The sequence below is a fragment of the Streptococcus sp. 20925_1_24 genome, from assembly GCF_041432335.1.
Classification (GTDB): Bacteria; Bacillota; Bacilli; order Lactobacillales; family Streptococcaceae; genus Streptococcus; species Streptococcus mitis_BM.
Genome location: NZ_JAPVZM010000002.1, coordinates 80,239 through 106,232, shown reverse-complemented (window position 1 = coordinate 106,232; position 25,994 = coordinate 80,239). Strand labels below are relative to the sequence as shown.

Annotated in this window: 31 protein-coding genes; 23 read left to right on the top strand and 8 right to left on the bottom strand. The window is 39.0% G+C overall.

Features of this window, described 5'->3' with window-relative positions; genetic code table 11:
* The first annotated feature begins 6 nt into the window (after positions 1 to 6).
* The 19 genes from O3650_RS01825 (at position 7) to O3650_RS01735 (ending at position 12,300) form a co-directional block, all read left to right on the top strand.
* Complete coding sequence (locus O3650_RS01825) at positions 7 to 192, top strand: type Z 30S ribosomal protein S14 (RefSeq protein ID WP_001085697.1); 186 nt, start codon at positions 7 to 9, stop codon at positions 190 to 192.
* A 180-nt stretch (positions 193 to 372) separates the two neighbouring features.
* Positions 373 to 771 carry a 30S ribosomal protein S8 gene (gene rpsH, locus O3650_RS01820; RefSeq protein WP_000245504.1) on the top strand — a complete coding sequence of 133 codons (399 nt, stop codon included), beginning with the start codon at positions 373 to 375 and terminating at the stop codon, positions 769 to 771.
* Positions 772 to 996: 225 nt separating this feature from the next.
* Positions 997 to 1,533, top strand: a complete 537-nt coding sequence (gene rplF, locus O3650_RS01815; protein WP_000086622.1) for a 50S ribosomal protein L6 — start codon at positions 997 to 999, stop codon at positions 1,531 to 1,533.
* Between the two features lie 83 nt (positions 1,534 to 1,616).
* On the top strand, positions 1,617 to 1,973 hold the full coding sequence (rplR, locus tag O3650_RS01810; protein ID WP_000624044.1) for a 50S ribosomal protein L18: 357 nt from the start codon (positions 1,617 to 1,619) through the stop codon (positions 1,971 to 1,973).
* Between the two features lie 17 nt (positions 1,974 to 1,990).
* Complete coding sequence (gene rpsE, locus O3650_RS01805; protein ID WP_000874202.1) at positions 1,991 to 2,485, top strand: 30S ribosomal protein S5; 495 nt, start codon at positions 1,991 to 1,993, stop codon at positions 2,483 to 2,485.
* A gap of 13 nt (positions 2,486 to 2,498) precedes the next feature.
* Positions 2,499 to 2,681 carry a 50S ribosomal protein L30 gene (rpmD, locus tag O3650_RS01800; protein ID WP_000057241.1) on the top strand — a complete coding sequence of 61 codons (183 nt, stop codon included), beginning with the start codon at positions 2,499 to 2,501 and terminating at the stop codon, positions 2,679 to 2,681.
* A 144-nt stretch (positions 2,682 to 2,825) separates the two neighbouring features.
* Entirely contained in the window at positions 2,826 to 3,266 is a 441-nt protein-coding gene (gene rplO, locus O3650_RS01795) for a 50S ribosomal protein L15 (RefSeq protein WP_000766088.1), read from the top strand.
* A 12-nt stretch (positions 3,267 to 3,278) separates the two neighbouring features.
* Positions 3,279 to 4,589: a preprotein translocase subunit SecY gene (secY, locus tag O3650_RS01790; RefSeq protein ID WP_153192670.1), complete on the top strand. Its 1,311-nt coding sequence runs from the start codon at positions 3,279 to 3,281 to the stop codon at positions 4,587 to 4,589.
* A gap of 149 nt (positions 4,590 to 4,738) precedes the next feature.
* Positions 4,739 to 5,377, top strand: a complete 639-nt coding sequence (locus tag O3650_RS01785; RefSeq protein WP_001050436.1) for an adenylate kinase — start codon at positions 4,739 to 4,741, stop codon at positions 5,375 to 5,377.
* Between the two features lie 116 nt (positions 5,378 to 5,493).
* A complete protein-coding gene (infA, locus tag O3650_RS01780; RefSeq protein ID WP_001029883.1) occupies positions 5,494 to 5,712 on the top strand; it encodes a translation initiation factor IF-1 in 219 nt (72 codons plus the stop codon).
* A gap of 24 nt (positions 5,713 to 5,736) precedes the next feature.
* Positions 5,737 to 5,853 (top strand): 50S ribosomal protein L36, encoded by a 117-nt coding sequence (rpmJ, locus tag O3650_RS01775; RefSeq protein ID WP_001808836.1) that lies wholly within the window; start codon positions 5,737 to 5,739, stop codon positions 5,851 to 5,853.
* A gap of 17 nt (positions 5,854 to 5,870) precedes the next feature.
* Positions 5,871 to 6,236, top strand: coding sequence for a 30S ribosomal protein S13 (gene rpsM / locus O3650_RS01770; RefSeq protein ID WP_000090781.1), 366 nt, complete (start codon positions 5,871 to 5,873; stop codon positions 6,234 to 6,236).
* Between the two features lie 17 nt (positions 6,237 to 6,253).
* Entirely contained in the window at positions 6,254 to 6,637 is a 384-nt protein-coding gene (rpsK, locus tag O3650_RS01765) for a 30S ribosomal protein S11 (RefSeq protein WP_001118385.1), read from the top strand.
* Between the two features lie 42 nt (positions 6,638 to 6,679).
* Entirely contained in the window at positions 6,680 to 7,615 is a 936-nt protein-coding gene (locus O3650_RS01760) for a DNA-directed RNA polymerase subunit alpha (RefSeq protein ID WP_000568988.1), read from the top strand.
* Between the two features lie 11 nt (positions 7,616 to 7,626).
* Positions 7,627 to 8,013 (top strand): 50S ribosomal protein L17, encoded by a 387-nt coding sequence (gene rplQ / locus O3650_RS01755; RefSeq protein WP_000331493.1) that lies wholly within the window; start codon positions 7,627 to 7,629, stop codon positions 8,011 to 8,013.
* 264 nt (positions 8,014 to 8,277) lie between these two features.
* Entirely contained in the window at positions 8,278 to 8,544 is a 267-nt protein-coding gene (locus tag O3650_RS01750) for an ACT domain-containing protein (protein ID WP_000644130.1), read from the top strand.
* A 9-nt stretch (positions 8,545 to 8,553) separates the two neighbouring features.
* Positions 8,554 to 9,891 (top strand): PFL family protein, encoded by a 1,338-nt coding sequence (locus O3650_RS01745; RefSeq protein ID WP_203175608.1) that lies wholly within the window; start codon positions 8,554 to 8,556, stop codon positions 9,889 to 9,891.
* 17 nt (positions 9,892 to 9,908) lie between these two features.
* Positions 9,909 to 11,375: an N-acetylmuramoyl-L-alanine amidase family protein gene (locus O3650_RS01740; protein ID WP_203175606.1), complete on the top strand. Its 1,467-nt coding sequence runs from the start codon at positions 9,909 to 9,911 to the stop codon at positions 11,373 to 11,375.
* A 232-nt stretch (positions 11,376 to 11,607) separates the two neighbouring features.
* On the top strand, positions 11,608 to 12,300 hold the full coding sequence (locus tag O3650_RS01735; RefSeq protein WP_000241548.1) for a histidine phosphatase family protein: 693 nt from the start codon (positions 11,608 to 11,610) through the stop codon (positions 12,298 to 12,300).
* 102 nt (positions 12,301 to 12,402) lie between these two features.
* Here the strand turns inward: O3650_RS01735 and O3650_RS01730 are convergent, their stop codons facing one another.
* The 6 genes from O3650_RS01730 to O3650_RS01705 all read right to left on the bottom strand — a co-directional run bounded on the left by O3650_RS01730 (position 12,403) and on the right by O3650_RS01705 (position 20,108).
* Positions 12,403 to 14,061, bottom strand: coding sequence for an iron ABC transporter permease (locus O3650_RS01730; protein ID WP_203175604.1), 1,659 nt, complete (start codon positions 14,059 to 14,061; stop codon positions 12,403 to 12,405).
* A complete protein-coding gene (locus O3650_RS01725) occupies positions 14,051 to 15,142 on the bottom strand; it encodes an ABC transporter ATP-binding protein (protein WP_203175602.1) in 1,092 nt (363 codons plus the stop codon). Before O3650_RS01725 ends, O3650_RS01730 begins: the two co-directional genes overlap by 11 nt.
* A gap of 12 nt (positions 15,143 to 15,154) precedes the next feature.
* Positions 15,155 to 16,201, bottom strand: coding sequence for an ABC transporter substrate-binding protein (locus O3650_RS01720; protein ID WP_049531814.1), 1,047 nt, complete (start codon positions 16,199 to 16,201; stop codon positions 15,155 to 15,157).
* 161 nt (positions 16,202 to 16,362) lie between these two features.
* Positions 16,363 to 17,403 carry an ABC transporter substrate-binding protein gene (locus O3650_RS01715; RefSeq protein ID WP_203175597.1) on the bottom strand — a complete coding sequence of 347 codons (1,041 nt, stop codon included), beginning with the start codon at positions 17,401 to 17,403 and terminating at the stop codon, positions 16,363 to 16,365.
* Between the two features lie 292 nt (positions 17,404 to 17,695).
* Positions 17,696 to 18,466: a response regulator gene (locus O3650_RS01710; protein ID WP_000475408.1), complete on the bottom strand. Its 771-nt coding sequence runs from the start codon at positions 18,464 to 18,466 to the stop codon at positions 17,696 to 17,698.
* A complete protein-coding gene (locus tag O3650_RS01705; RefSeq protein ID WP_000019710.1) occupies positions 18,459 to 20,108 on the bottom strand; it encodes a sensor histidine kinase in 1,650 nt (549 codons plus the stop codon). Before O3650_RS01705 ends, O3650_RS01710 begins: the two co-directional genes overlap by 8 nt.
* Positions 20,109 to 20,255: 147 nt before the next feature.
* Between O3650_RS01705 and leuS the strand changes: the two genes are divergently transcribed.
* Genes leuS through O3650_RS01685 form a run of 4 tightly spaced genes read left to right on the top strand, consistent with a single transcriptional unit; the run spans position 20,256 to position 24,831 of the window.
* A complete protein-coding gene (gene leuS / locus O3650_RS01700) occupies positions 20,256 to 22,757 on the top strand; it encodes a leucine--tRNA ligase (protein WP_203175596.1) in 2,502 nt (833 codons plus the stop codon).
* 53 nt (positions 22,758 to 22,810) lie between these two features.
* Entirely contained in the window at positions 22,811 to 23,653 is an 843-nt protein-coding gene (locus tag O3650_RS01695) for a hypothetical protein (protein WP_203175593.1), read from the top strand.
* A 54-nt stretch (positions 23,654 to 23,707) separates the two neighbouring features.
* On the top strand, positions 23,708 to 24,403 hold the full coding sequence (locus O3650_RS01690) for a GNAT family N-acetyltransferase (RefSeq protein WP_371491441.1): 696 nt from the start codon (positions 23,708 to 23,710) through the stop codon (positions 24,401 to 24,403).
* An 11-nt stretch (positions 24,404 to 24,414) separates the two neighbouring features.
* Positions 24,415 to 24,831, top strand: a complete 417-nt coding sequence (locus O3650_RS01685; protein ID WP_203175589.1) for a GNAT family N-acetyltransferase — start codon at positions 24,415 to 24,417, stop codon at positions 24,829 to 24,831.
* A gap of 562 nt (positions 24,832 to 25,393) precedes the next feature.
* On the opposite strand, the gene O3650_RS01680 is transcribed toward O3650_RS01685, so the two are convergent.
* Entirely contained in the window at positions 25,394 to 25,486 is a 93-nt protein-coding gene (locus tag O3650_RS01680) for a type I toxin-antitoxin system Fst family toxin (RefSeq protein ID WP_000970296.1), read from the bottom strand.
* A gap of 340 nt (positions 25,487 to 25,826) precedes the next feature.
* The gene (locus O3650_RS01675; RefSeq protein WP_000969509.1) at positions 25,827 to 25,919 is read right to left on the bottom strand and encodes a type I toxin-antitoxin system Fst family toxin; all 93 of its coding nucleotides are present in this window, start codon (positions 25,917 to 25,919) and stop codon (positions 25,827 to 25,829) included.
* Between the last annotated feature and the right edge of the window lie 75 nt (positions 25,920 to 25,994).

Genomic DNA, 25,994 nt, shown 5'->3' with positions numbered 1-25,994 from the left:
AATCTAATGGCTAAAAAATCAATGATTGCTAAGAACAAACGTCCAGCGAAGTTCTCTACTCAAGCTTATACTCGTTGTGAAAAATGTGGTCGTCCACATTCAGTTTACCGCAAATTTAAACTTTGCCGTGTTTGCTTCCGTGAATTAGCTTACAAAGGACAAATTCCTGGTGTAACAAAAGCATCTTGGTAATTCTAACTTTCAATCCCGTCGTGATTCGTCGTTATCTGCTTTTGCCTAACTCAAGTTATGCCTGCAAGCAGATGCCTAGACTCACTTAGGAATTGAAACCTAGAAACATATTCTGAGCTTAGCTCAATCATTAACTAGCAAGTGCAACTTGCAAACTACTAGTAAGAGGAGAAAAACAAAATGGTTATGACTGACCCAATCGCAGACTTCCTAACTCGTATTCGTAACGCTAACCAAGCTAAACACGAAGTACTTGAAGTACCTGCATCAAACATCAAAAAAGGGATTGCTGAAATCCTTAAACGCGAAGGTTTTGTAAAAAACGTTGAAATCATCGAAGATGACAAACAAGGCATCATCCGTGTATTTCTTAAATACGGACCAAACGGTGAAAAAGTTATCACTAACTTGAAACGTGTTTCTAAACCAGGACTTCGTGTCTACAAAAAACGTGAAGATCTTCCAAAAGTTCTTAACGGACTTGGAATTGCTATCCTTTCAACTTCTGAAGGTTTGCTTACTGATAAAGAAGCACGCCAAAAGAATGTTGGTGGTGAGGTTATCGCTTACGTTTGGTAATTGATGATGTGAGAGCGTTAAAAGAATGCAGTGAAAATAGGAAGTTTGTAGCAGGAGCGATGCTCCAAGACAAACTTATCTTTTTCACCAAATTCTTAGCTCGAACTCAAATCAAGATACAAAGCTCGTTAGAGCGTGTTCAGTTCAGCTCTTGAACTAAATAAGTATCTTAACCCCGTGAAAACTGGCCGTTCTGGCCTGACAATCTAACAGGAGAAAATAAACATGTCACGTATTGGTAATAAAGTTATCGTGTTGCCTGCTGGTGTAGAAATCACTAACAATGACAACCTTGTAACTGTAAAAGGACCTAAAGGAGAACTTACTCGTGAGTTCTCAAAAGATATTGAAATCCGTGTGGAAGGTACTGAAGTAACTCTTCACCGTCCAAACGATTCAAAAGAAATGAAAACTATCCACGGAACTACTCGTGCCCTTTTGAACAACATGGTTGTTGGTGTATCAGAAGGATTCAAGAAAGAACTTGAAATGCGCGGGGTTGGTTACCGTGCACAACTTCAAGGATCTAAACTTGTTTTGGCTGTTGGTAAATCTCATCCAGACGAAGTTGAAGCTCCAGAAGGAATTACTTTTGAACTTCCAAACCCAACAACAATCGTTGTTAGCGGAATTTCAAAAGAAGTAGTTGGTCAAACAGCTGCTTACGTACGTAGCCTTCGTTCACCAGAACCATATAAAGGTAAAGGTATCCGTTACGTTGGTGAATTCGTTCGCCGTAAAGAAGGTAAAACAGGTAAATAATGTTGAGTGGTTGATTCTCAACCACCAACCTATTTTCCAGCTTTGTGCATAGCACACGATTTAAAACTAAAGAGGTGAAAACTGTGATTTCAAAACCAGATAAAAACAAACTCCGCCAAAAACGCCATCGTCGCGTTCGCGGAAAACTCTCTGGAACTGCTGATCGCCCACGTTTGAACGTATTCCGTTCTAATACAGGCATCTACGCTCAAGTGATTGATGACGTAGCGGGTGTAACGCTCGCAAGTGCTTCAACTCTTGACAAAGAAGTTTCAAAAGGAACTAAAACTGAACAAGCCGTTGCTGTCGGTAAACTCGTTGCAGAACGTGCAAACGCTAAAGGTATTTCAGAAGTGGTGTTCGACCGCGGTGGATATCTATATCACGGACGTGTGAAAGCTTTGGCTGATGCAGCTCGTGAAAACGGATTGAAATTCTAATAGGAGGACACTAGAAAATGGCATTTAAAGACAATGCAGTTGAATTAGAAGAACGCGTAGTTGCTGTCAACCGTGTTACAAAAGTTGTTAAAGGTGGACGTCGTCTTCGTTTCGCAGCTCTTGTTGTTGTTGGTGACCACAACGGTCGCGTAGGATTTGGTACTGGTAAAGCTCAAGAAGTTCCAGAAGCAATCCGTAAAGCAGTAGATGATGCTAAGAAAAACTTGATCGAAGTTCCTATGGTTGGAACAACAATCCCACACGAAGTTCTTTCAGAATTCGGTGGAGCTAAAGTATTGTTGAAACCTGCTGTAGAAGGTTCTGGAGTTGCCGCTGGTGGTGCAGTTCGTGCCGTTGTGGAATTGGCAGGTGTGGCAGATATTACATCTAAATCACTTGGTTCTAACACTCCAATCAACATTGTTCGTGCAACTGTTGAAGGTTTGAAACAATTGAAACGCGCTGAAGAAGTTGCTGCCCTTCGTGGTATTTCAGTTTCTGATTTGGCATAAGAAAGGGGATAAAATGGCTCAAATTAAAATTACTTTGACTAAGTCTCCAATCGGACGCATTCCATCACAACGTAAAACTGTTGTAGCACTTGGACTTGGCAAATTGAACAGCTCTGTTATTAAAGAAGATAACGCTGCTATCCGTGGTATGATCACAGCAGTATCTCACTTGGTAACAGTTGAAGAAGTAAACTAATGAACTTTTAGGGGATGTGCACTATACCATCCCCTAAAACTAGATATAGTCATCTATGATGACGTCGTATAGGCGAGTTGATGGGGGAGACAACCTTTTCTCCCTTATCGGCGCTAGCATTTTACAAAAGAGGAGAAAATAAAAATGAAACTTCATGAATTGAAACCTGCAGAAGGTTCTCGTAAAGTACGTAACCGCGTTGGTCGTGGTACTTCATCAGGTAACGGTAAAACATCTGGTCGTGGTCAAAAAGGTCAAAAAGCTCGTAGCGGTGGCGGAGTTCGCCTTGGTTTTGAAGGTGGACAAACTCCATTGTTCCGTCGTCTTCCAAAACGTGGATTCACTAACATCAACGCTAAAGAATACGCAATTGTGAACCTTGACCAATTGAACGTCTTTGAAGATGGTGCTGAAGTTACTCCAGTTGTTCTTATCGAAGCAGGAATTGTTAAAGCTGAAAAATCAGGTATTAAAGTTCTTGGTAACGGTGAGTTGACTAAGAAATTGACTGTGAAAGCAGCTAAATTCTCTAAATCAGCTGAAGAAGCTATCACTGCTAAAGGTGGTTCAGTAGAAGTCATCTAAGAGAGGTGACCTATGTTTTTTAAATTATTAAGAGAAGCTCTTAAAGTCAAGCAGGTTCGATCAAAAATTTTATTTACAATTTTTATCGTTTTGGTCTTTCGTATCGGAACTAGTATTACAGTTCCTGGTGTGAATGCCAATAGCTTAAATGCTTTAAGTGGATTATCCTTCTTAAACATGTTGAGCTTGGTCTCAGGGAATGCCATGAAAAACTTCTCAGTTTTTGCTCTTGGTGTTAGTCCCTACATTACGGCCTCTATCGTTGTTCAACTCTTGCAAATGGATATTTTACCCAAGTTTGTAGAGTGGGGTAAACAAGGGGAAGTAGGTCGAAGAAAATTAAATCAAGCTACTCGTTATATTGCTCTTGTTCTAGCCTTTGTGCAATCTATCGGGATTACAGCTGGTTTTAATACCTTGGCTGGAGCTCAATTGATTAAAACTGCTTTAACTCCACAAGTTTTTTTGACAATTGGTATCATCTTAACAGCTGGTAGTATGATTGTCACTTGGTTGGGTGAGCAAATTACAGATAAGGGATACGGAAATGGTGTTTCCATGATTATCTTTGTCGGGATTGTTGCCTCAATTCCAGAGATGATTCAAGGCATCTATGTAGACTACTTTGTGAACGTCCCAAGTAGCCGTATCACTTCATCTATCATTTTCGTAATCATTTTGATTATTACTGTATTGTTGATTATTTACTTTACAACTTATGTTCAACAAGCAGAATACAAAATTCCAATCCAATATACTAAGGTTGCACAAGGTGCTCCATCTAGCTCTTACCTTCCATTGAAGTTAAACCCTGCTGGAGTTATCCCTGTTATCTTTGCAAGTTCGATTACTGCAGCGCCTGCGGCGATTCTTCAATTTTTGAGCGCTACAGGTCATGATTGGGCTTGGGTAAGGGTAGCACAAGAGATGTTGGCAACCACTTCTCCAACTGGTATTGCCATGTATGCTTTGTTGATTATTCTCTTTACATTCTTCTATACGTTTGTACAGATTAATCCTGAAAAAGTGGCAGAGAACCTACAAAAGAGCGGTGCCTATATCCATGGAGTTCGTCCTGGTAAAGGTACAGAAGAATATATGTCTAAACTTCTTCGTCGTCTTGCAACTGTTGGTTCCCTCTTCCTTGGTGTGATTTCCATTTTGCCGATTGCAGCTAAAGATGTATTTGGTCTTTCTGATGTTGTTGCCTTTGGTGGAACAAGTCTCTTGATCATTATCTCTACTGGTATCGAAGGAATCAAGCAATTGGAAGGTTACCTATTGAAACGTAAGTATGTTGGTTTCATGGACAGAACAGAATAAAAGTATTTACTGAGTCAGTAAATGCTGAGGGAGTGGAGGTTTAACTCTAACATTAGTGAGAGTTTGGTCTCCCCTCTTCTATTTTGTTTTTAAATAGGGGTGAAAAGAATTTTTGCTTCTATTTAAAAATAAAATAAGGAGATCAAATCATGAATCTTTTGATTATGGGCTTACCTGGTGCAGGTAAGGGAACTCAAGCAGCAAAAATCGTAGAACAATTCCATGTTGCACATATCTCAACAGGTGATATGTTCCGTGCTGCTATGGCAAATCAAACTGAAATGGGTGTTCTTGCCAAGTCATACATTGACAAGGGTGAATTGGTTCCTGACGAAGTTACAAATGGAATCGTAAAAGAACGTCTTTCACAAGATGATATTAAAGAAACAGGATTCTTGTTGGATGGTTATCCACGTACAATCGAACAAGCTCATGCCTTAGACAAAACATTGGCTGAACTTGGCATCGAACTAGAAGGTGTTATCAACATCGAAGTGAATCCAGATAGCCTCTTGGAACGTTTGAGTGGCCGTATCATCCACCGCGTAACTGGAGAAACTTTCCACAAGGTCTTTAACCCACCAGTTGACTATAAAGAAGAAGATTACTACCAACGTGAAGATGATAAGCCTGAGACAGTAAAACGTCGTTTGGATGTGAATATTGCTCAAGGAGAACCAATCATTGCTCACTACCGTGCCAAAGGTTTGGTTCATGACATCGAAGGTAATCAAGATATCAATGATGTCTTCTCAGATATCGAAAAAGTATTGACAAATTTGAAATAAAGCGTTTTTCACACTTGCAAAAATCCGCTACAAATGTTATACTAAGATAGTCTGACTTATAATTGTTGTCTCTGTGTCTAGAGGCATCGAATCGAAATTTATGGAGGTGCTTTTGCGTGGCAAAAGACGATGTGATTGAAGTTGAAGGCAAAGTAGTTGATACAATGCCGAATGCAATGTTTACGGTTGAACTTGAAAATGGACATCAGATTTTAGCAACAGTTTCTGGTAAAATTCGTAAAAACTATATTCGTATTTTAGCGGGAGATCGTGTTACTGTCGAAATGAGTCCATATGACTTGACACGTGGACGTATCACTTACCGCTTTAAATAATCGAAAAACTTGGAGGGATAAGAAATGAAAGTAAGACCATCGGTCAAACCAATTTGCGAATACTGTAAAGTTATTCGTCGTAATGGTCGTGTTATGGTAATTTGCCCAGCAAATCCAAAACACAAACAACGTCAAGGATAAGATAGAAAGGAGAAAACATGGCTCGTATTGCTGGAGTTGACATTCCAAATGACAAACGCGTAGTAATCTCATTGACTTATGTTTATGGTATCGGACTTGCAACATCTAAGAAAATTTTGGCTGCTGCTGGAATCTCAGAAGATGTTCGTGTACGTGATTTGACATCAGATCAAGAAGATGCTATCCGTCGTGAAGTGGATGCAATCAAAGTTGAAGGTGACCTTCGTCGTGAAGTAAACTTGAACATTAAACGTTTGATGGAAATCGGTTCATACCGTGGTATCCGTCACCGTCGTGGACTTCCTGTCCGTGGACAAAACACTAAAAACAACGCTCGCACTCGTAAAGGTAAAGCTGTTGCGATTGCTGGTAAGAAAAAATAATATAGGAGGTAAAAGTCTTGGCTAAACCAACACGTAAACGTCGTGTGAAAAAGAATATCGAATCTGGTATTGCTCATATTCACGCTACATTTAATAACACTATTGTTATGATTACTGATGTGCATGGTAATGCAATTGCTTGGTCATCAGCTGGTGCTCTTGGTTTCAAAGGTTCTCGTAAATCTACACCATTCGCTGCTCAAATGGCTTCTGAAGCTGCTGCTAAATCTGCACAAGAACACGGTCTTAAATCAGTTGAAGTTACTGTAAAAGGTCCAGGTTCTGGTCGTGAGTCAGCTATTCGTGCGCTTGCTGCCGCTGGTCTTGAAGTAACAGCAATTCGTGATGTGACTCCAGTGCCACACAATGGTGCTCGTCCTCCAAAACGTCGCCGTGTATAATCATCGCATTACACTGCTTTTCGTTTAAGAGGGAGTAACTAAATGATCGAGTTTGAAAAACCAAATATAACAAAAATTGATGAAAATAAAGATTATGGCAAGTTTGTAATCGAACCACTTGAACGTGGCTACGGTACAACTCTTGGTAACTCTCTTCGTCGTGTACTTCTAGCTTCTCTACCAGGAGCAGCTGTGACATCTATCAACATTGATGGTGTGTTACATGAGTTTGACACAGTTCCAGGTGTTCGTGAAGACGTGATGCAAATCATTCTGAACATTAAAGGAATTGCAGTGAAATCGTACGTTGAAGACGAAAAAATCATCGAACTGGATGTTGAAGGTCCTGCTGAAGTAACAGCTGGTGACATTTTGACAGATAGCGATATTGAAATTGTAAATCCAGATCATTATCTCTTTACAATCGGTGAAGGTTCTTCTCTAAAAGCGACTATGACTGTTAACAGTGGTCGTGGATATGTACCTGCTGATGAAAATAAAAAAGATAATGCACCAGTTGGAACACTTGCTGTAGATTCTATTTATACACCAGTTACAAAAGTCAACTATCAAGTGGAACCTGCTCGTGTAGGTAGCAATGATGGATTTGACAAATTGACCCTTGAAATCTTGACAAATGGAACAATTATTCCAGAAGATGCTTTAGGGCTTTCAGCACGTATTTTGACAGAACATCTTGATTTGTTTACAAATCTTACTGAGATTGCTAAGTCAACTGAAGTGATGAAAGAAGCTGATACTGAATCTGACGACCGTATTTTGGATCGTACGATTGAGGAACTGGACTTGTCTGTGCGTTCATACAACTGTTTGAAACGTGCCGGTATCAATACTGTGCATGATTTGACAGAAAAATCTGAAGCAGAGATGATGAAAGTACGAAATCTTGGACGCAAGAGTTTGGAAGAAGTGAAACTCAAACTCATTGATTTGGGTCTTGGATTAAAAGATAAATAAAGGAGGAATACATGGCTTACCGTAAACTAGGACGCACTAGCTCACAACGTAAAGCAATGCTTCGCGATTTGACAACTGACCTTTTGATCAACGAATCAATCGTGACAACTGAAGCTCGTGCTAAAGAAATCCGTAAAACTGTTGAAAAAATGATTACTCTAGGTAAACGTGGTGATTTGCATGCACGTCGTCAAGCTGCTGCTTTCGTACGTAATGAAATCGCATCTGAAAACTATGATGAAGCAACTGACAAGTACACTTCTACTACAGCACTTCAAAAATTGTTCTCAGAAATCGCACCTCGTTATGCTGAACGTAACGGTGGATACACTCGTATCCTTAAAACTGAACCACGTCGTGGTGATGCAGCGCCAATGGCGATTATCGAATTAGTATAAAATCATCAATTTTGTTGAGTGTTATGATGATGGAGTCTTGTGCTCTTAGTCTAGCTCTGGTCTACCGCTAGGATTTCGGTCCTAGCGGGAACACTCATCATAAGTTGGGATAGTAGACGCTTGTTTACGAAATTGTTTTTTTCTTAAGAACAACTTCGTAAGCAGGCGTTTTTGAGTATTTTAGTTAGAATTATGCTATACTATTTGAAAAGAATCCTGTTTAATGTTCAGGTTTCTTATTTTAAGAAGAATTGGAGTTTGCTTATGAAAGCGATTATAACTGTTGTTGGTAAAGATAAATCTGGAATTGTTGCAGGTGTTTCTGGTAAAATTGCAGAATTGGGTTTGAACATTGATGATATTTCTCAAACTGTCTTGGATGAATATTTTACGATGATGGCTGTCGTCTCTAGTGATAAAAAGCAGGATTTTACTTATCTGCGAAATGAGTTTGAAGCTTTTGGGCAAACTTTGAATGTGAAAATCAATATTCAGAGTGCAGCGATTTTCGAAGCTATGTATAATATCTAGGAGGTTATCATGGATATTAGACAAGTTACTGAAACCATTGCTATGATTGAGGAGCAAAACTTCGATATCAGAACTATTACCATGGGGATTTCCCTTTTGGACTGTATCGATCCAGATATCAATCGTGCTGCGGAGAAAATTTATCAAAAGATTACGAACAAGGCGGCTAATTTAGTGGCTGTTGGCGATCAAATTGCGGCTGAGTTGGGAATTCCAATCGTTAATAAGCGTGTATCGGTGACACCTATTTCTTTGATTGGAGCAGCGACAGATGCCGCAGACTATGTAGTTTTGGCAAAAGCGCTTGATAAGGCTGCGAAAGAGATTGGAGTGGACTTTATTGGTGGTTTCTCTGCCTTGGTACAAAAGGGGTACCAAAAGGGAGATGAGATTCTCATCAATTCTATTCCTCGTGCTTTGGCCGAAACGGACAAGGTCTGCTCGTCAGTCAATATCGGCTCAACCAAGTCTGGTATCAATATGACGGCTGTCGCAGATATGGGACGAGTTATCAAGGAAACGGCAACTCTATCTGATATGGGGGCAGCTAAGTTGGTTGTATTCGCTAATGCTGTTGAGGACAATCCATTTATGGCGGGTGCCTTCCATGGTGTTGGGGAGGCAGATGTTATCATCAATGTCGGAGTTTCTGGTCCTGGTGTGGTGAAACGTGCCTTGGAAAAAGTTCGTGGAGAGAGCTTTGACGTAGTAGCAGAAACAGTTAAGAAAACTGCCTTTAAAATCACTCGTATCGGTCAATTGGTTGGTCAAATGGCCAGTGAGAGACTGGGTGTGGAGTTTGGTATTGTGGACTTGAGTTTGGCGCCAACTCCTGCGGTTGGAGATTCTGTTGCACGTGTCCTTGAAGAAATGGGGCTAGAAACAGTTGGTACACATGGAACGACGGCTGCCTTGGCTCTCTTGAATGACCAAGTTAAGAAGGGCGGAGTGATGGCCTGCAACCAAGTTGGTGGTTTGTCTGGTGCCTTTATCCCTGTTTCTGAGGATGAGGGGATGATTGCTGCAGTGCAAAATGGCTCTCTTAATTTGGAAAAATTAGAAGCCATGACGGCTATCTGTTCTGTTGGATTGGATATGATTGCCATACCAGAAGATACGCCTGCTGAAACCATTGCGGCTATGATTGCAGATGAAGCTGCAATTGGTGTCATTAACATGAAAACAACAGCTGTTCGTATCATTCCTAAAGGAAAAGAAGGCGACATGATTGAGTTTGGTGGCCTATTAGGAACTGCGCCTGTTATGAAAGTAAATGGGGCTTCGTCTGTCGATTTCATCTCTCGTGGAGGACAAATCCCAGCACCAATTCATAGTTTTAAAAATTAAGAAAATAGGAGAAAATGATGAAAAAAGAAATGAAACATGCTTTAGTAGCTTTAGGACTGTCGACTTTACTAGTCCCAACTTTTGCCAGTCAAGTAGTTTTTGCGCAGGAAAATGATACGAATTCAAGAAATGAAAGTCTATATAAAACACAAGCAGATTTAGAGAATGTAGCTAGAAATTATTCTGAACAAGTGAAGAAAAAATTATTGGAAGAAATTGATGGCATTGATTGGAATACTGTACAATTTAAAGATGATGATGTCTTAAAACTCAAGACTGTCGTAGTTAAAAGATTAGCTGAGGTTACAGAGGAAAATATAAATAGATTTTCAAAAAATGGTTACTATTATTCGTTTGAATTCGAAGAAATTGTCAATAGAATAAAAAGTGATGTGCCTAACTTTTTAGGATATGTTTTTGATATAGCTAGAATAAAAAAATATGACTTACTACTTCAGCAAGTAGAAAAAGATAGTAACTTATACTCATCTGAAGAAAAGGAAAAAATAATTAGCGATTTAAAAATGTTTTACGGACCATTAACAGGCTGGTCGATACCTCGGGACCGTAATTATTTTGGTGATTACGATCCAGAAAATAATACTAATTTAACATTAAAAGATTATGTTCAAAATTTATCAACTTTTTATAAAAATGTTGATAAATCGAGTCCTAGTTTAATTCCTACGCAAAAAAACATTGAAAAGTTGAATGATGTAGCTTTTATTCAAAGAGAAGATATCAGAAGTGATGCTGGTCTTTCAGGTGCAGACAAGCTTAAATTATTCAAAGAAATAGCTCAGATAGTTAAAGAAGCGGAATACAAAATTAAAAAAGAAGCAGGTCTAATATATAAGGAAGAACCTGAAATAAGACATATGCTATCCCCTGAAGAGTTATCTGTCTTTACTAAGCGTATCGAAGATGTTTACCAAGGAAAAGCTAAGCCTAAGGTGACAAAAGAAGAGGCTATTCAAGCAGTTTCTACTGGGACTTCATCCTCAGTTTCAACTTCATCTCAAGCTACTGTTACCTCTAATGGAGAAACTAAGAAAAATCATCAAGCAAGTAAGTGGTTTAAAGAGTCTGGCAAATGGTATTATAATGACCTTTCGGGTAACCTTGTAAGAAACCGCTGGGTAGGCCGTTATTATCTAAAAGCAGATGCTTCAATGGCTGCAAGTGAATGGATTTATGATGAAGATTATAAGAGCTGGTTTTATGTAGATTCAACTGGTAGTTATGTGGAGAAAGCTTGGCAGGGCGAATACTACCTAAAACGTGGCGGTTATATGGCTAAGAGTGAGTGGGTATTTGATTCTCAGTATGATAGTTGGTATTATCTGAACCAAGATGGTAAGTACGCTCGTAACCAATGGATTAAGGATGGAGATAAGTGGTATTACTTGTTAGCTGATGGAAAATTGGCAAAAAATATGACCATTAATGGCTATAAAGTAAACGAAAAAGGTGAATGGGTATAATTTTTTAAGTTCTATTTAAGGTTGTATGTGTATACTATAATCATTAAATAAAGACCTCCTAATATTATTTGAAACAGATAACTCTGATTTAGTTTGAATTTGATTTTCATCTAATATCTTTATTTAATAGAACTCCTAAACTTTTTCATAATAATCTCCTGCAAAAGTCGCCTGTATGGGTGGCTTTTGTTTTATCATCCATGATATAATAGAAGCAAACGGAGGACGGAAAATGGTAAAAGTACGATTGTATTTGGTACGTCATGGCAAGACTATGTTTAACACGATTGGTCGCGCGCAAGGTTGGAGCGACACTCCCTTAACAGCTGAAGGTGAGCGAGGGATTCAAGAATTAGGAATCGGTTTGCGAGAATCTGGTCTGCAGTTTGAGCGCGCTTATTCGAGTGATTCAGGGCGCACCATTCAGACCATGGGAATTATCCTTGACGAGCTTGGCTTGCAGGGGAAAATCCCTTATCGCATGGACAAGCGTATCAGAGAATGGTGTTTTGGTAGCTTTGACGGAGCCTACGATGGTGATCTTTTCATGGGCATTATTCCTCGTATCTTTAATGTGGACCATGTTCACCAATTGTCTTATGCTGAACTGGCTGAGGGTTTGGTAGAGGTTGATACAGCTGGTTGGGCTGAGGGCTGGGAAAAACTCAGTGGTCGAATCAAGGAAGGTTTTGAAGCGATTGCCAAAGAAATGGAAGAGCAAGGTGGGGGCAATGCTCTTGTCGTGAGCCATGGAATGACCATTGGAACCATTGTTTATCTGATTAATGGCATGCATCCGCATGGTCTCGATAATGGTAGCGTGACGATCCTTGAATATGAGGACGGGCAGTTTAGCGTTGAAGTTGTCGGTGACCGTAGTTACCGGGAGTTAGGACGGGAGAAGATGGAAGAAGCCTCTATTTAATCAGTCTAGACTTGCTTGCTATGAACTAGGGATTTGATAAGAATATCAAGATAAGAAAAAACAGCCGAGGGTAATCTTTTCGGCTGTTTTTGATGGGGGAAACTAAAGTGTAATGCTGTTGCTTTTAGAGATTTTCATAAACAAGAGCAAGGAACCTACTGTTAGAACAGTCAGGATAGTTGACAAGGCTGCGGCTACACCGTAATTCCCTCTGAGAACCTCTGTATAAATAGCTACAGTCATTGTTCTTGTTTTGACATTGTAGAGGAGGATAGAAGTAGAGAGTTCTGAAATCATTGTGACCCAAGATAGGATGGCTCCAGAAATAATACCAGATAGCATCATCGGAGTTGTAATCTTGGCAAAGGTATTGAGACGGCTACTTCCTAAGCTTTCCGCTGCTTCTTCAATACTTGGTGCTATTTGTTGCAAGCTAGCAACAGATGAGCGAATAGTATAAGGCAATCTTCTGACAGATAGGGACATGATCAAGATGAAAGCTGTCCCTGTAATCATAAGAAATCCACTTCCAAATAGACCGGTATTGAAGGAAGAAATGAAGGCAATCCCTAGAACGGTTCCTGGTACAATATAAGGGACCATACTGAGGCTGTCAATTAAGTTTGTAAACAAATTCCGTTTTCTAACGGCTAGGTAGGAGATAAATGTTGCGAATAGGACAACTAGAACTAAGGCAATCAAAGGGATACGAATGGTATTGAAAATAGCAGATCCCATACGATTGAAAGCTACCTTGTAACTGTTTAGAGAATAGCCTTTGACAAATACCATACCTGATGTTTTTAGGAAAGAAGTATAAATCAAGTAGACTTGAGGTAGAACAGAGAACAAGATAATTCCGTAGACTGTTGCATAAATGGCAACCATTTTTCCTTTTGTAGTTTTTTTAGGCTCAATTGGATGGAGCGAATTCATGCTGAAACTGTAGCGGTTTGAAATGTATTTTTGGATAAGGAAGATTGCCAAGGCAATGATAATCGCCATAATTGCTAAAGCAGATGCAAAAGCAGAATTTCCTCCAACCTCGCTAATGAATTGGGTATAAATCAAGACGGGGAAAGTCCGATATCCTTCACCAATCAACATAGGCGTTCCAAAGTCTGAGAATGCTCTCATAAATACAAGTAGGGCAGCAGCTAGTAAGGTTGGAACTAGGAGAGGCAAAACAACCGTTACGATACGCTTAAATCCGAAGGACCCCATACTTTCAGCTGCTTCAAGTAGAGAATTGTCAATACTCTTCATTGTCCCAGCAACGTATAGAAATACCAGTGGGAATAGTTGCAGTGTAAAGACAAGTACAATTCCTTTGAATCCATAAATATCGATAGCTGGAAGATGAAGGGCATTTGTCAGGAATTTAGTAATGACTCCGTTTCGTCCCAGCAAGAGAATCCAGGAGTAGGCTCCCACGAACGGAGCTGACATAGAAGCAATGATAATCAATATTTGTAGAAATTTCTTTCCCTTGAAGTCATACATAGAGAAGAGATAAGCTAATAGGGTTCCTACAACTAAGGAAGTGACAGTAGCGGTAATGGAAACCTTGAAACTGTTGACAAGTGTCTCAGAGTAGTATGCTTTACTAAAGAAAGTGACAAAATTAGCTAGTGAGAATTGTCCTTCATGTATGAGTGCTTGCTTGAGCACGGTAACGATAGGATAAACGAGAAAGACAAGATAGGTAAGAAAGATGAAGAAAGAGGAGGCTGTCCAAATATTTAGTTTTTTACGTTCCATGGTTGACTCCTTTTATCAGGTTTTGTGAACCATCTGCAGAAAAGACGTTTAATTTTTGCGTATTGATTCGTAGACGAATACGATCGCCTTTTTGTAGATCTTCTTCAAAAGTTGATTCTTCGCTAACTTGAATTTTTGAGGCAAAACCTGTCTCGATGAAGTATTCAGTATTCAGTCCAAGATAGACGCTATCGCTAATAGTTCCTTCAATATCTCCAGATTCATCTTTGATAAACTCTTCAGGACGAATACTTACATGAATAGCTTGTGCTTCAGCCTGATCAAGAGCTGGCATTCGAAGGGCATAGCCATCTGAAAAGACGATATAAGCGCCGTCGCTCCGTTTTTCAAGAGTGGCAGGGATAATATTTGTGCGTCCGATAAAGGTTGCTACAAATTCATTAGCTGGTTTATGATAGAGTTCTTTTGGTCGGCCGATTTGTTGGATGACTCCGTCTTTCATAACAGCAATTTGGTCTGAAATAGCCATAGCTTCTTCTTGGTCGTGGGTCACATAAACAGTTGTAATTCCCACTTCGTGTTGAATTTCTCGAATGGCTTGACGCATATCCAAGCGAAGTTTGGCATCTAGGTTACTAAGTGGCTCGTCCATGAGGAGAACACTTGGATTAACAGCTAAGGCGCGTGCCAAGGCGACACGTTGTTGTTGTCCACCACTGAGTTTATCGGGCTTCCGATCCGCATATTGAGCAATTTGCATGAGTTCAAGATACTTGTTGGTCTGTTGGATCAATTCTTCTTTTGGAACCTTCTTTTGCTTGAGACCAAAAGCGACATTATCTCGGACAGTCAAATGTGGGAAAATAGCGTAGTTTTGGAAAACCATGCCAATATTGCGTTTGCTGGGTTCCATATTATTGATTTTTATATCATCGAAGTAAAATTCTCCACCTTCGATACTGTTGAAACCTGCAATCATACGAAGAAGGGTCGTTTTCCCACACCCTGAAGGTCCAAGAAGGGTAAAGAGACTTCCTTTTGGAATTGTAATGTTCAAATTCTCAATAACAGGGACATCGTGATAGATTTTTTTGGCGTTAATAATTTTGATCTCACTCATAGTGAACCTCTTTTACTGTTTAGATTGGATATCTGTAAAGACTTCGTTGTATTTCTTAACAATATCTGATTTATTCTTGATGACATAATCATAATCTTCAGTGAGTGTTTTGATTTTGTCAATTGGTTTCATGTTTTCGCTTGTTTTAGCATTTTTACGAACAGGACGGTTAGTAGTGGTTGTACCAAGTGTATCTTGTACTTCTTGAGAGATAATGAAATCGATAAATTTCTTGGCATTTTCCATGTTTTTCGCTTTTTTAACGATAGCAGCACTAGCAGGTAGGAAGACGGTTCCTTCTTTTGGATAGACTACCTTGATATTAGCTCCGTCATTTAAGAGTTTAACTGCTGGATCTTCATAAGAGAGACCAACAGCCATTTCTCCGTCAGCGACTGCTTTATAGACACCAGATGAGCTTGAACCGATTTTACCATCAATAAGTGTGAAAAGATCTTTTACATAAGACCAAGCTTTATCGTCTTTGTAACCACCTTGAGCTTGTAGCATATTTGTTAATTGAGCAAAGGCGCTAGAAGAGTTTGCTGGGTCAGCAGTTGCGATTTTTCCTTTTAGTTCAGGTTTGAGAAGGTCGCTATATCCTTCGATGTTCATGCCTTTCGTTAAATCAGGATTGACGATTAAAACACTACCATCTAGTGTATAAGGAGTAGAGTAACCAGTTGTGTTTTGATATTCTTTGATAACATTATCATTTTCTTTTGAAGTATAGTTTTCAAAGAGTTCTCCGTGGGTAGCATATTGTGTATAAGAACCACCAAAGATGACATCAGCTACAGGAGCTTCTTTTTCTGACTCTAGTTTTTTGAAAAGTTCTCCAGTACCAGCTTGAATCAGTTCTACTTTGATACCATATTTTTCTTCAAAGGCAGGAATAGTTGCTCCGATTAAGCCCTCTGAGTTTGGTGAATAAACGACTAGCGAACCGCCGTCTCCTTTATCAGATGAACTGTCATCGGCAGATTCATTAGAAGAACAAGCAGCAAGACCAAAAAGAGCTAGTCCGCAAGCAGCATAATACATCCATTTCTTTTTCATGATGGATACCTCCGTTATGTTATTTAAGTTTATTTTAAAACAATGTAAGCGTTTTTAAAACCGATAATTCTATTCTATTAGAGTAAAATTCTCTACAAAACGGAAGTAATCTTTTTGATTTTATAGCAGGGTTTGACAGTTAATCACTGGTAAGTCAAATTTTATTTTTTAGATTGGATATCTGTAAAAATGTCATTGTACTTTTTAAGAATAGCGGATTTGTTTTTAATGACATAATCGGAATCTTCAGTGGCAATATTGATTTCTGTCATAGCCTTCATATTTTTATTGGTTCTAGCATTTTTACGAATGGGTCTGATTGTTGTTTCAGTTCCTAGCTTATCTTGGATTTCTTGAGAAAGGAGGAAATCGATAAATTTCTTAGCGTTTTCCATATGTTTGGCGTTTTTGACGATAGCCGCATTACCAGGTAAAAAGACGGTTCCTTCTTTTGGATAAATGACTTTTACATCAACTCCGTCGTTTAAAAGTTTTAAGGCAGGATCTTCATAGGTGAGCCCTACAGCCATTTCTCCATCGGCGACAGCTTTGTAAACATTTGAAGAACTAGATGCAATCTTCCCATCTACCAGGGTAAATAGATTTTTCACATAAGTCCAAGCTTGTTCATTTTCGTATCCACCTTGATCGACAAGCATGTTTGTTAATTGAGCAAAGGCGCTAGATGCGTTACTTGGATCAGCAGTAGCAATTTTTCCTTTTAATTTAGGATTGAGTAGATCATTGTAGCCTTCAATTTTAATATCTTTTGTAAGGGCTGAATTGGCAATGATAACACTGACATCCAGTGTGTAAGGTGTGTAGAATCCTGTTTTATTTTGATATTCAGGGATTATCTGGTCATTTTCTTGGGAAATATAAGGTTCAAAAAGTTTTTCGTTAGAAGAGAAGAGAGCGTAGGAGCCTCCGAAAATGACATCGGCTACTGGGGATTCTTTTTCGGCCTCAGCTTTTTTGAACAATTCACCAGTGCTGGCTTGTACTAAGTCAACCTTAATACCATATTTTTCTTCGAAGGCTGGGATTGTTTCTTCGATAAGGTCTTCAGGGTTAGGCGAGTAGACAACCAAAGTGCTATCTGAATCTTTTTCAGAGCTAGTTTCCGCTTCTATAGGAGAAGAACATCCTGATAAAGAAAGGAATATCCAGCCACAAGAGAGAAAGAATAGTATTTTTTTCATAAGTATCTCCTTTTTTACGAACATTTTCTCTACCTAGATTGTTAATGTCTTTAAATTGTAGAGTTCTACAGGATATAATAAAAACCTTAAAGAAATCTAAAACGAAAAATAGGAAATGAGTTCCTAGAGTAAGAATTGGTGAATTGTAGCTGAGATTTTGATGGTAATCCTCTTCAAAACACGTCACTTTATCTGTGATCTCAAAGCTATGATTTGAGTAGTTAGCACTTTGATTTTCATTGGGTAAAAGTACAAAATAAAAAGATTGCTAGAGTTGAGCAATTCTTTTACATCAATGGTTTTTATCCATGAGTTTTAATTCTTTTGGAGAAATATGGAGATACTTTTTAAAAACTTTTGCAAAATATTTATAGTCTGAAAATCCAACTTGTTCAGAGATATCGCTTAAGGGGGAGTTGGGGGACTCAGCTATTTTATTTATAGCTTGCTTGAGCCGGTAGCGTAAGATATATTCATTTAGTGTCATTGGGAAGTCTTCTTTGATAACCTTATATAGATAACTTTCGCTATACCCTAGATTCTCTGCAATGCTAGAAATGGTAAAGTGCATACAGTAGTGTTGATGAACAAATTCAAGAATTTGCTGAATGATTTGGTTTTGTGTATCAATTTGTTGGATAGAGGTGAGTAAAGTTTGATATTCTTCTAAAAAAGGAGTTTCTTGACGAGTGCTAACTCGTAATCGCAAAACAATTTTTTGAAGACATTCTGTCAACTCCTTGGTATCAATTGGTTTGGATAAGAAATCAACTGCTCCATATTGCATGGCTTTTTTGGCATTTTGAAAATCGTTATAACCTGATAAGATAACTTTTTCATAGGAGAGAGTACGAGTGGCTTCAAACATCATAAAAGCATCCATAATTGGCATTGTGATGTCTGTTAAGACAATATGGGGTTCTTTTTCTTGGATGAGTTTCATTCCCTCTTGACCGTGACTGGCAGTTCCTACGACTTGGATACCTAAGGCAGAGTAGTCTACGGCAATCTCTAGCCATTTTCGAATGAGGTGTTCGTCTTCTACGATAATGAGCTTAAACATGAGTTAGTCCTTTCGTTATAAATTTGACCCAAGTTTCTCCTTGACGATTGACTCCTAAATCTAGCTGGACATCAGAAAAGAAATTGCTCAATCGTTTATAGCTGTTAACGATGCCATGCTGGGTATGAGGGCTTTCTAAAGAGTCTAAAATAGCGAGTCGCTCTTGTTTTGTGAGTCCTCCAGCATTATCCTTGACTAAAAAAGTTAGAGAATCTGATTCCAAGGTAATTTGGATATCAATATGAAGATCAATACGGTATTGCATTCCATATTTTATAGCATTTTCTACTAGAGGAAGCAAGAAAAGTTTAGGAATAGGCTGATTATCGACAGTTTCTGGACAGACAATATCATAAGAAAAGTGCTCAAAACGAATCTTATGAATAATCAGGTAATCCTCTATAATCTTTAAATCCTGACAAATGGTTGTTTCTTTTTCTAAATCGGTGATACTGTAGCGAAGAATGCGCGTGAGGTTTTGAATCAGGTCTTGTGTGAGAGCGGCATCCATTAAAGAAGTAATTTTAATTGTCTCAAGTGTATTGTAGAGAAAATGAGGATTGAACTGAGCTTCCAGCATTTTTCTTTCAAAAATCCACTTTTCTTTTTCGATGGTTAGCATTTTTTGATGAAGTTGATCTAATTCATACAACATATTATTAATTTTTTCTGCCATAAATTCAAACTCATCACCTGTTTGTAGAGAAAGCCTTTTTTCTGCTTGTTTGGGAATTTCTTGAAGTTGGTAAACCAAACTTTCAATAGGAACAGCATTGTGTGTCGCAATTTTATGAGCAATTCGCCTTGCTTGCCAAAAGTAGAGGAAGAATATACATAAGGTGAGAATGGAGGCTAGACCAAGTAAGCTAGGAATGGGAAAGAAGGATTGAAAAGTATAGATTGAAAAAATAGCACTGACTTTTTCTTTTTGAACAATAAGCGGTTCGTTCGCATACCAGTGGGTGCGAGAGTGTAGGAGTTTTTCATCAAATTTTTCAAGAGTGGAACGAGTGAACTGATTTGTATTGTTAGAAAACATATTTCCAAAGCTATCGGTAATGATGTATTTGGAATTGATCATTGGGAAACTTGAGATGAAATCATTCTCATTTACGAAAGCAATAGTATAGGCCTTAACTCGTTGGTTTTGAAGTAGTGGTTTGATAAAGAGTGTGTAGTGTTGCTTGTCTGAAGAGAGTGCAATTTTTTCTGTCACTTTTTCTTGAGAAGGATTTTGAATGAGCAATTTTAGATAGTAGGGAGATAAAATACTTTCTTGATGATTGCGATTGGTACTAAATAGTAATTCACCTGTATCACTTAGGATAATGAGGTCAGAACTAAGCTTCAGTCTAGCTTTTGTCTCGTAAAATAAGCTAAAGACTTCTCGCTCTGTGTGTTTGCCATCCAAAAATCCTGGAATCATTTTATGGTTCATAGTAGTCAGGAGCTCATTATTGGCTTCTTTCATCTCTTGAACCTGTTTGACAATCTGTCTCGTATCTTTGGAGAGTTGCTGCTTTTGTAAAAAATAGGAAAAACCAAAAAGTAAAATGAGTAGTAAAAGAGAGGTCATAAAAGCTGCGATAGAGCTTCTATGGAGAATTTCTTTTTGGAGAGATTTTTTAAAGGAATGAGACATCCGCTACCTCCTTGGAAGGGTTTTCTGTTATAAGTATAGCAGTTTAAAAATTCTAGAGCAAGGTAAAATAGAAAAGTATAGAATAGAACGAGACCAAATTCCCTCAAAAATGGTATAATAGTAACATCACAAAATTGGAGAGAGACCATGAGTTTTTACAATCATAAAGAAATTGAGCCTAAGTGGCAGGGCTACTGGGCAGAACATCATACATTTAAGACAGGAACAGATGCTTCAAAACCGAAGTTTTATGCTCTTGATATGTTCCCTTATCCGTCTGGAGCGGGTCTGCACGTAGGACACCCAGAAGGTTATACTGCAACCGATATCCTCAGCCGTTACAAACGTGCGCAAGGATACAACGTACTTCACCCAATGGGTTGGGATGCTTTTGGTTTGCCTGCAGAGCAATATGCTATGGATACTGGTAATGACCCAGCAGAATTTACAGCGGAAAATATTGCCAACTTCAAACGCCAAATCAATGCGCTTGGATTTTCTTACGACTGGGATCGTGAAGTTAACACGACAGATCCAAACTACTACAAGTGGACGCAATGGATTTTCACTAAGCTTTACGAAAAAGGCTTGGCCTATGAAGCTGAAGTGCCAGTAAACTGGGTTGAGGAATTGGGAACAGCCATTGCTAACGAAGAAGTTCTTCCTGACGGAACTTCTGAGCGTGGAGGCTATCCAGTTGTCCGCAAACCAATGCGCCAATGGATGCTTAAAATCACTGCCTATGCAGAGCGCTTGCTCAATGACTTGGATGACCTTGACTGGCCAGAGTCTATCAAGGACATGCAACGTAACTGGATTGGTAAATCTACTGGTGCTAATGTAACTTTTAAAGTTAAGGGAACAGACAAGGAGTTCACAGTCTTTACGACACGTCCAGATACCCTTTTTGGGGCGACCTTCACTGTTTTGGCGCCTGAGCATGAACTAGTAGATGCCATCGTAAGTGTGGAACAAGCTGAAGCTGTGGCGGACTATAAACACCAAGCCAGTCTGAAATCTGACTTGGCTCGTACTGACCTTGCTAAAGAAAAAACAGGGGTTTGGACTGGTGCTTATGCCGTCAACCCTGTCAATGGTAAGGAAATTCCAATCTGGATTGCGGATTATGTTCTTGCTAGTTACGGAACAGGTGCCGTTATGGCTGTTCCTGCCCATGACCAACGTGACTGGGAATTTGCCAAACAATTTGACCTTCCAATCGTAGAAGTGCTTGAAGGTGGAAACGTTGAAGAAGCTGCCTACACAGAAGATGGCCTTCACGTTAATTCAGACTTCCTAGATGGATTGAACAAAGAAGATGCTATTGCCAAGATTGTGGCTTGGTTGGAAGAAAAAGGCTGTGGACAAGAGAAGGTTACCTACCGTCTCCGCGACTGGCTCTTTAGCCGTCAACGTTACTGGGGTGAACCAATTCCTATCATTCATTGGGAAGACGGAACTTCAACAGCTGTTCCTGAAAGTGAATTACCACTTGTCTTGCCTGTAACCAAGGACATCCGCCCTTCAGGTACAGGGGAAAGTCCACTAGCTAACTTGACAGATTGGCTTGAAGTGACTCGGGAAGATGGTGTCAAAGGTCGTCGTGAAACCAACACTATGCCACAATGGGCAGGTTCAAGCTGGTACTACCTCCGCTATATTGACCCACACAATACTGAGAAATTGGCTGACGAGAATCTGCTCAAACAATGGTTGCCAGTAGATATCTACGTGGGTGGGGCAGAGCATGCTGTTCTTCACTTGCTCTACGCTCGTTTCTGGCACAAATTCCTCTATGACCTTGGTGTTGTTCCAACTAAGGAACCATTCCAAAAACTCTTTAACCAAGGAATGATTTTGGGAACAAGCTATCGTGACCATCGTGGGGCTCTTGTGGCAACCGATAAGGTTGAAAAACGTGACGGTTCTTTCTTCCATGTGGAAACAGGAGAGGAGTTAGAGCAAGCGCCAGCCAAGATGTCTAAATCGCTCAAGAACGTTGTTAACCCAGACGACGTGGTGGAGCAATACGGTGCCGATACCCTTCGTGTCTATGAAATGTTTATGGGACCACTTGATGCTTCGATTGCTTGGTCTGAAGAAGGTCTGGAAGGAAGCCGTAAGTTCCTTGACCGTGTTTACCGCTTGATTACAAGTAAAGAAATCGCTGCGGAAAACAATGGCGCTCTTGACAAGGTTTATAACGAAACCGTTAAAGCTGTCACAGAACAAATCGAATCATTGAAATTCAACACAGCTATTGCCCAACTTATGGTCTTTGTCAACGCGGCTAACAAGGAAGAAAAACTTTATGTAGACTACGCCAAAGGCTTCGTTCAGTTGATTGCACCATTTGCACCTCACTTGGCAGAAGAACTCTGGCAAACTGTTGCAGCAACAGGTGAATCTATCTCTTACGTAGCTTGGCCAACATGGGACGAAAGCAAACTAGTTGAAGACGAAGTCGAAATTGTTGTCCAAATCAAAGGAAAAGTCCGTGCTAAACTCATGGTTGCTAAAGACCTATCACGTGAAGAATTGCAAGAAATTGCTCTCGCTGATGAAAAAGTCAAAGCAGAAATTGACGGTAAGGACATCATGAAAGTGATTGCGGTACCGAATAAATTGGTTAACATTGTTGTGAAATAAAAAGAAGTAACTCTAGAGTATGAACTTTAGAGTTACTTTTAGAAGAGGTCAGAATGAATAGATTAATGAACGATAGCAGGAAATTTAAAATTTTATTATTTAAGATTTCTATTATTGTAGTGTCAGTTATAGTGTTAGTAATGTCAATAGTGGGTGCATATTATTTTAAAAATTTTCTTTGGGACCAGGAAAGTTTAAATTTGACACTCACTTTAGATACTCTCTTTGCAGTTTTTATCACTTTCTTTAGTTTTTCAAATGATAAATCAAGCAATATTTTTGGAATATCTCCAAATGAAATTATAAGGAAACAGTCCGAAGTGTATCAATTTTTATTTACAAAATCTTTTGCAGCTCTGCTAATGGTGATGAATTTGTTATCCATTATTCATTATTTTGGAGCCAAAAATTTTATAGTTCCTTTTAATGAAACTTATCCTAGTGTTCAATTTAGTGTTGGTTTCATGTGGCTATCACTGTGTGGTATTCTGATAATCTATTTTATTTGGCTCTTAATAGAGGGATTAAAATATATCAGAAAAATAAATTATGTTATTCAGAATAAGGCACTTGTCAATTTTTATTCGCAGGTAAAATCTAGTGAGAAACTTAACGATTATGAATTGAAAAAATACGGTGAATATATTGATTTGTACGAATCGTGTCGTCAAGAAACAGGTAGAAAACTGCTTACCTTTTTGAGGGTAGTAGACAAAAAAATGGGAGAAGGTCCTCGTGATGCAGTGAGGATTATGTTTGAATCTTTTGATAAGGCAGATCAAATTGCGACTCTGAATCTTTGTAGAAACTATGTAGCACGAGAAAAGGTTTTAAATAAAGAAGATGTAGAAAAATTGTTAAATGAAATTGATAAAAAACTTGAAATTAGTAGATAGGACAATTTAAATAGGTTTGAGTAAAAAGTTTAAAACTGCCAAAAGGAGAAAGTTATGCCAGTAAACGAATATGGTCAGATGATTGGTGAGTTAATGGAAGGTTATACACCAGGTGAATTGCCTTCTATTGACTTTTTAGAAGGGAGTTATGCTCGGATAGAGGCTCTTTCGGCGAAAAAGCATGCTGAGGATTTATTAGCTGTTTATGGTCCAGATACTCCGCGGGAGATGTGGACTTACCTCTTTCAGGAACCAGTGGCGGATATGGAGGAACTGGTTGGCCTTTTAAATCAGATGTTGGCTCGTAAGGATCGCTTTTACTATGCAATTATAGACAAGGAAACTGGTGAGGCTTTGGGAACATTTTCTCTCATGCGCATTGATCAGAATAACCGAGTGGTAGAAGTGGGAGCAGTCACTTTTTCTCCAGAGCTCAGGGGGACACGGATAGGAACAGAAGCCCAGTATCTATTGGCTTGCTATGTCTTTGAGGAGCTTAACTATCGTCGCTATGAGTGGAAATGCGATGCTTTTAATCTGCCATCAAGACGAGCTGCGGAACGTTTGGGCTTTGTCTATGAAGGAACCTTCCGTCAGGCAGTCATTTATAAGGGGCGTACGAGGGATACGGATTGGTTGTCTATGATTGATAAGGACTGGCTTCAAGTCAAAGCTCGATTGGAAGCATGGCTGACTCCTGAAAACTTTGATAAAAATGGACAGCAGTACAAGAGCTCGAGAGAGCTTTAAGAGGTGTTGAGATGATTACTATTAAAAAGCAAGAAATTGTCAAGCTAGAGGATGTTTTGCATCTCTATCAGGCTGTCGGTTGGACAAATTATACCCATCAACTAGAGATGCTGGAGCAGGCCTTATCTCATTCATTAGTGATTTATGTGGCGCTTGATGGCGATGCTGTGGTGGGCTTGATTCGTTTGCTTGGAGATGGATTCTCAGTAGTATTGGTTCAGGATTTAATCGTTTTACCAATCTATCAGCGTCAAGGGATTGGTAGTGCCCTAATGAAAGAGGCTTTAGAGGATTACAAAGATGTCTATCAAGTCCAGCTGGTAACAGACCAGACAGAAAGAACCTTGGGCTTCTATCGTTCTATGGGCTTTGAAATCTTATCCACCTATAATTGTATAGGGATGACTTGGACGAATCGAGAAAAATAACAAAACTTGTTTTTTCTTAAGCAAAGTTTAAGGCTGGTCTAGTATCATATAGTCATTAAATAAAGACCTCCTAACTTTATTTAATGAAATCCTAAAACTTTTTTTCATCATAATCTCCTAATGAAGTCACCCAATCAGGTGGCTTTTTTGTGAGGTGAAGTGCTAGTGATAGAAATTTTTTGCATAATAGTAAAATTTGAGAAAAGTTAAGCTAGTTTTAAGCTTCGTCTTGTATTATATCTTTATTAAATAAAGACCTCCTAACTTTATTTAATAAAATCCTAAACTTTTCTTTTTCATAATAATCTCCCTTAACTCCACCCAATCAGGTGGAGTTTTTTGGCTCTATTTCAGGCTTTTTGGGGACTATTCTAAAAAATCATTTTCCGATAATTTTCGCAATCTTGAACGTCTTGTAGTACAGAGGTTCAAGAGAATATAAACCTTTGACAAATTTTGTGAACTGTGGGATAATGGAGAGGAATTAAGGATTAGTTCTATATCATGGCCTAGAAAAGACCCCAAGCTAACTTCCACATTAAGCTTGGGGTCTTTTTTGACACTATCTATCTTTGTTTAGCCATTTATCGACTAAGCGAAGAACAACACCGACCACAATTGGTCCGATGATAGTTTTAAGGATTAGTTCCATCATGGGCTATCTTACCTCCTTTCGTAGGCGGTGTAGCAGTGCCGTAGAATATTATACCACATAAGTGTTAAACTCGGGAGTCATCCAATCAGGTGGAGTTTTTTGGCTCTATTTCAGGCTTTTGGGGACTATTTTAAACATCATTTTCCGATAACTTTTACTTAATCTTATAAACTTTATTGGACAGATTCTAAAGTTGGAGAAGCTGAATTGATGAAGATATAAACCTTTGACAAATTTTGTGAACTATGGGATAATAAAAGGGAATTAAGTATTGTGTCTATATCATAGGCTAGAAAAGACCCCAAGCTCACGACCAAATAAGCTTGGGGTCTTTTTGACACTATTTGTCCTTGTTTAGCCATTTATCGACTAAGCGAAGAACGACACCGACCACAATTGGTCCGATGATAGTTTTAAGTATTGTATCCATCATGGGCTATCTCACCTCCTTTCGTAGGCGGTGTAGCAGTGCCGAACAATATTATACCACATACGTGCTAAAGTCGGA

What these genes read in the sequence shown, in the direction of transcription:
- O3650_RS01825 (WP_001085697.1), top strand. Translation starts at nt 7, where the DNA reads ATGGCTAAAAAATCAATGATTGCTAAGAACAAACGTCCAGCGAAGTTC.
- rpsH (WP_000245504.1), top strand. Translation starts at nt 373, where the DNA reads ATGGTTATGACTGACCCAATCGCAGACTTCCTAACTCGTATTCGTAAC.
- rplF (WP_000086622.1), top strand. Translation starts at nt 997, where the DNA reads ATGTCACGTATTGGTAATAAAGTTATCGTGTTGCCTGCTGGTGTAGAA.
- rpsE (WP_000874202.1), top strand. Translation starts at nt 1,991, where the DNA reads ATGGCATTTAAAGACAATGCAGTTGAATTAGAAGAACGCGTAGTTGCT.
- rpmD (WP_000057241.1), top strand. Translation starts at nt 2,499, where the DNA reads ATGGCTCAAATTAAAATTACTTTGACTAAGTCTCCAATCGGACGCATT.
- rplO (WP_000766088.1), top strand. Translation starts at nt 2,826, where the DNA reads ATGAAACTTCATGAATTGAAACCTGCAGAAGGTTCTCGTAAAGTACGT.
- secY (WP_153192670.1), top strand. Translation starts at nt 3,279, where the DNA reads ATGTTTTTTAAATTATTAAGAGAAGCTCTTAAAGTCAAGCAGGTTCGA.
- O3650_RS01785 (WP_001050436.1), top strand. Translation starts at nt 4,739, where the DNA reads ATGAATCTTTTGATTATGGGCTTACCTGGTGCAGGTAAGGGAACTCAA.
- rpmJ (WP_001808836.1), top strand. Translation starts at nt 5,737, where the DNA reads ATGAAAGTAAGACCATCGGTCAAACCAATTTGCGAATACTGTAAAGTT.
- rpsM (WP_000090781.1), top strand. Translation starts at nt 5,871, where the DNA reads ATGGCTCGTATTGCTGGAGTTGACATTCCAAATGACAAACGCGTAGTA.
- O3650_RS01760 (WP_000568988.1), top strand. Translation starts at nt 6,680, where the DNA reads ATGATCGAGTTTGAAAAACCAAATATAACAAAAATTGATGAAAATAAA.
- rplQ (WP_000331493.1), top strand. Translation starts at nt 7,627, where the DNA reads ATGGCTTACCGTAAACTAGGACGCACTAGCTCACAACGTAAAGCAATG.
- O3650_RS01750 (WP_000644130.1), top strand. Translation starts at nt 8,278, where the DNA reads ATGAAAGCGATTATAACTGTTGTTGGTAAAGATAAATCTGGAATTGTT.
- O3650_RS01745 (WP_203175608.1), top strand. Translation starts at nt 8,554, where the DNA reads ATGGATATTAGACAAGTTACTGAAACCATTGCTATGATTGAGGAGCAA.
- O3650_RS01740 (WP_203175606.1), top strand. Translation starts at nt 9,909, where the DNA reads ATGAAAAAAGAAATGAAACATGCTTTAGTAGCTTTAGGACTGTCGACT.
- O3650_RS01735 (WP_000241548.1), top strand. Translation starts at nt 11,608, where the DNA reads ATGGTAAAAGTACGATTGTATTTGGTACGTCATGGCAAGACTATGTTT.
- O3650_RS01730 (WP_203175604.1), bottom strand. Translation starts at nt 14,061, where the DNA reads ATGGAACGTAAAAAACTAAATATTTGGACAGCCTCCTCTTTCTTCATC.
- O3650_RS01725 (WP_203175602.1), bottom strand. Translation starts at nt 15,142, where the DNA reads ATGAGTGAGATCAAAATTATTAACGCCAAAAAAATCTATCACGATGTC.
- O3650_RS01720 (WP_049531814.1), bottom strand. Translation starts at nt 16,201, where the DNA reads ATGAAAAAGAAATGGATGTATTATGCTGCTTGCGGACTAGCTCTTTTT.
- O3650_RS01715 (WP_203175597.1), bottom strand. Translation starts at nt 17,403, where the DNA reads ATGAAAAAAATACTATTCTTTCTCTCTTGTGGCTGGATATTCCTTTCT.
- O3650_RS01710 (WP_000475408.1), bottom strand. Translation starts at nt 18,466, where the DNA reads ATGTTTAAGCTCATTATCGTAGAAGACGAACACCTCATTCGAAAATGG.
- O3650_RS01705 (WP_000019710.1), bottom strand. Translation starts at nt 20,108, where the DNA reads ATGTCTCATTCCTTTAAAAAATCTCTCCAAAAAGAAATTCTCCATAGA.
- leuS (WP_203175596.1), top strand. Translation starts at nt 20,256, where the DNA reads ATGAGTTTTTACAATCATAAAGAAATTGAGCCTAAGTGGCAGGGCTAC.
- O3650_RS01695 (WP_203175593.1), top strand. Translation starts at nt 22,811, where the DNA reads ATGAATAGATTAATGAACGATAGCAGGAAATTTAAAATTTTATTATTT.
- O3650_RS01690 (WP_371491441.1), top strand. Translation starts at nt 23,708, where the DNA reads ATGCCAGTAAACGAATATGGTCAGATGATTGGTGAGTTAATGGAAGGT.
- O3650_RS01685 (WP_203175589.1), top strand. Translation starts at nt 24,415, where the DNA reads ATGATTACTATTAAAAAGCAAGAAATTGTCAAGCTAGAGGATGTTTTG.
- O3650_RS01680 (WP_000970296.1), bottom strand. Translation starts at nt 25,486, where the DNA reads ATGATGGAACTAATCCTTAAAACTATCATCGGACCAATTGTGGTCGGT.
- O3650_RS01675 (WP_000969509.1), bottom strand. Translation starts at nt 25,919, where the DNA reads ATGATGGATACAATACTTAAAACTATCATCGGACCAATTGTGGTCGGT.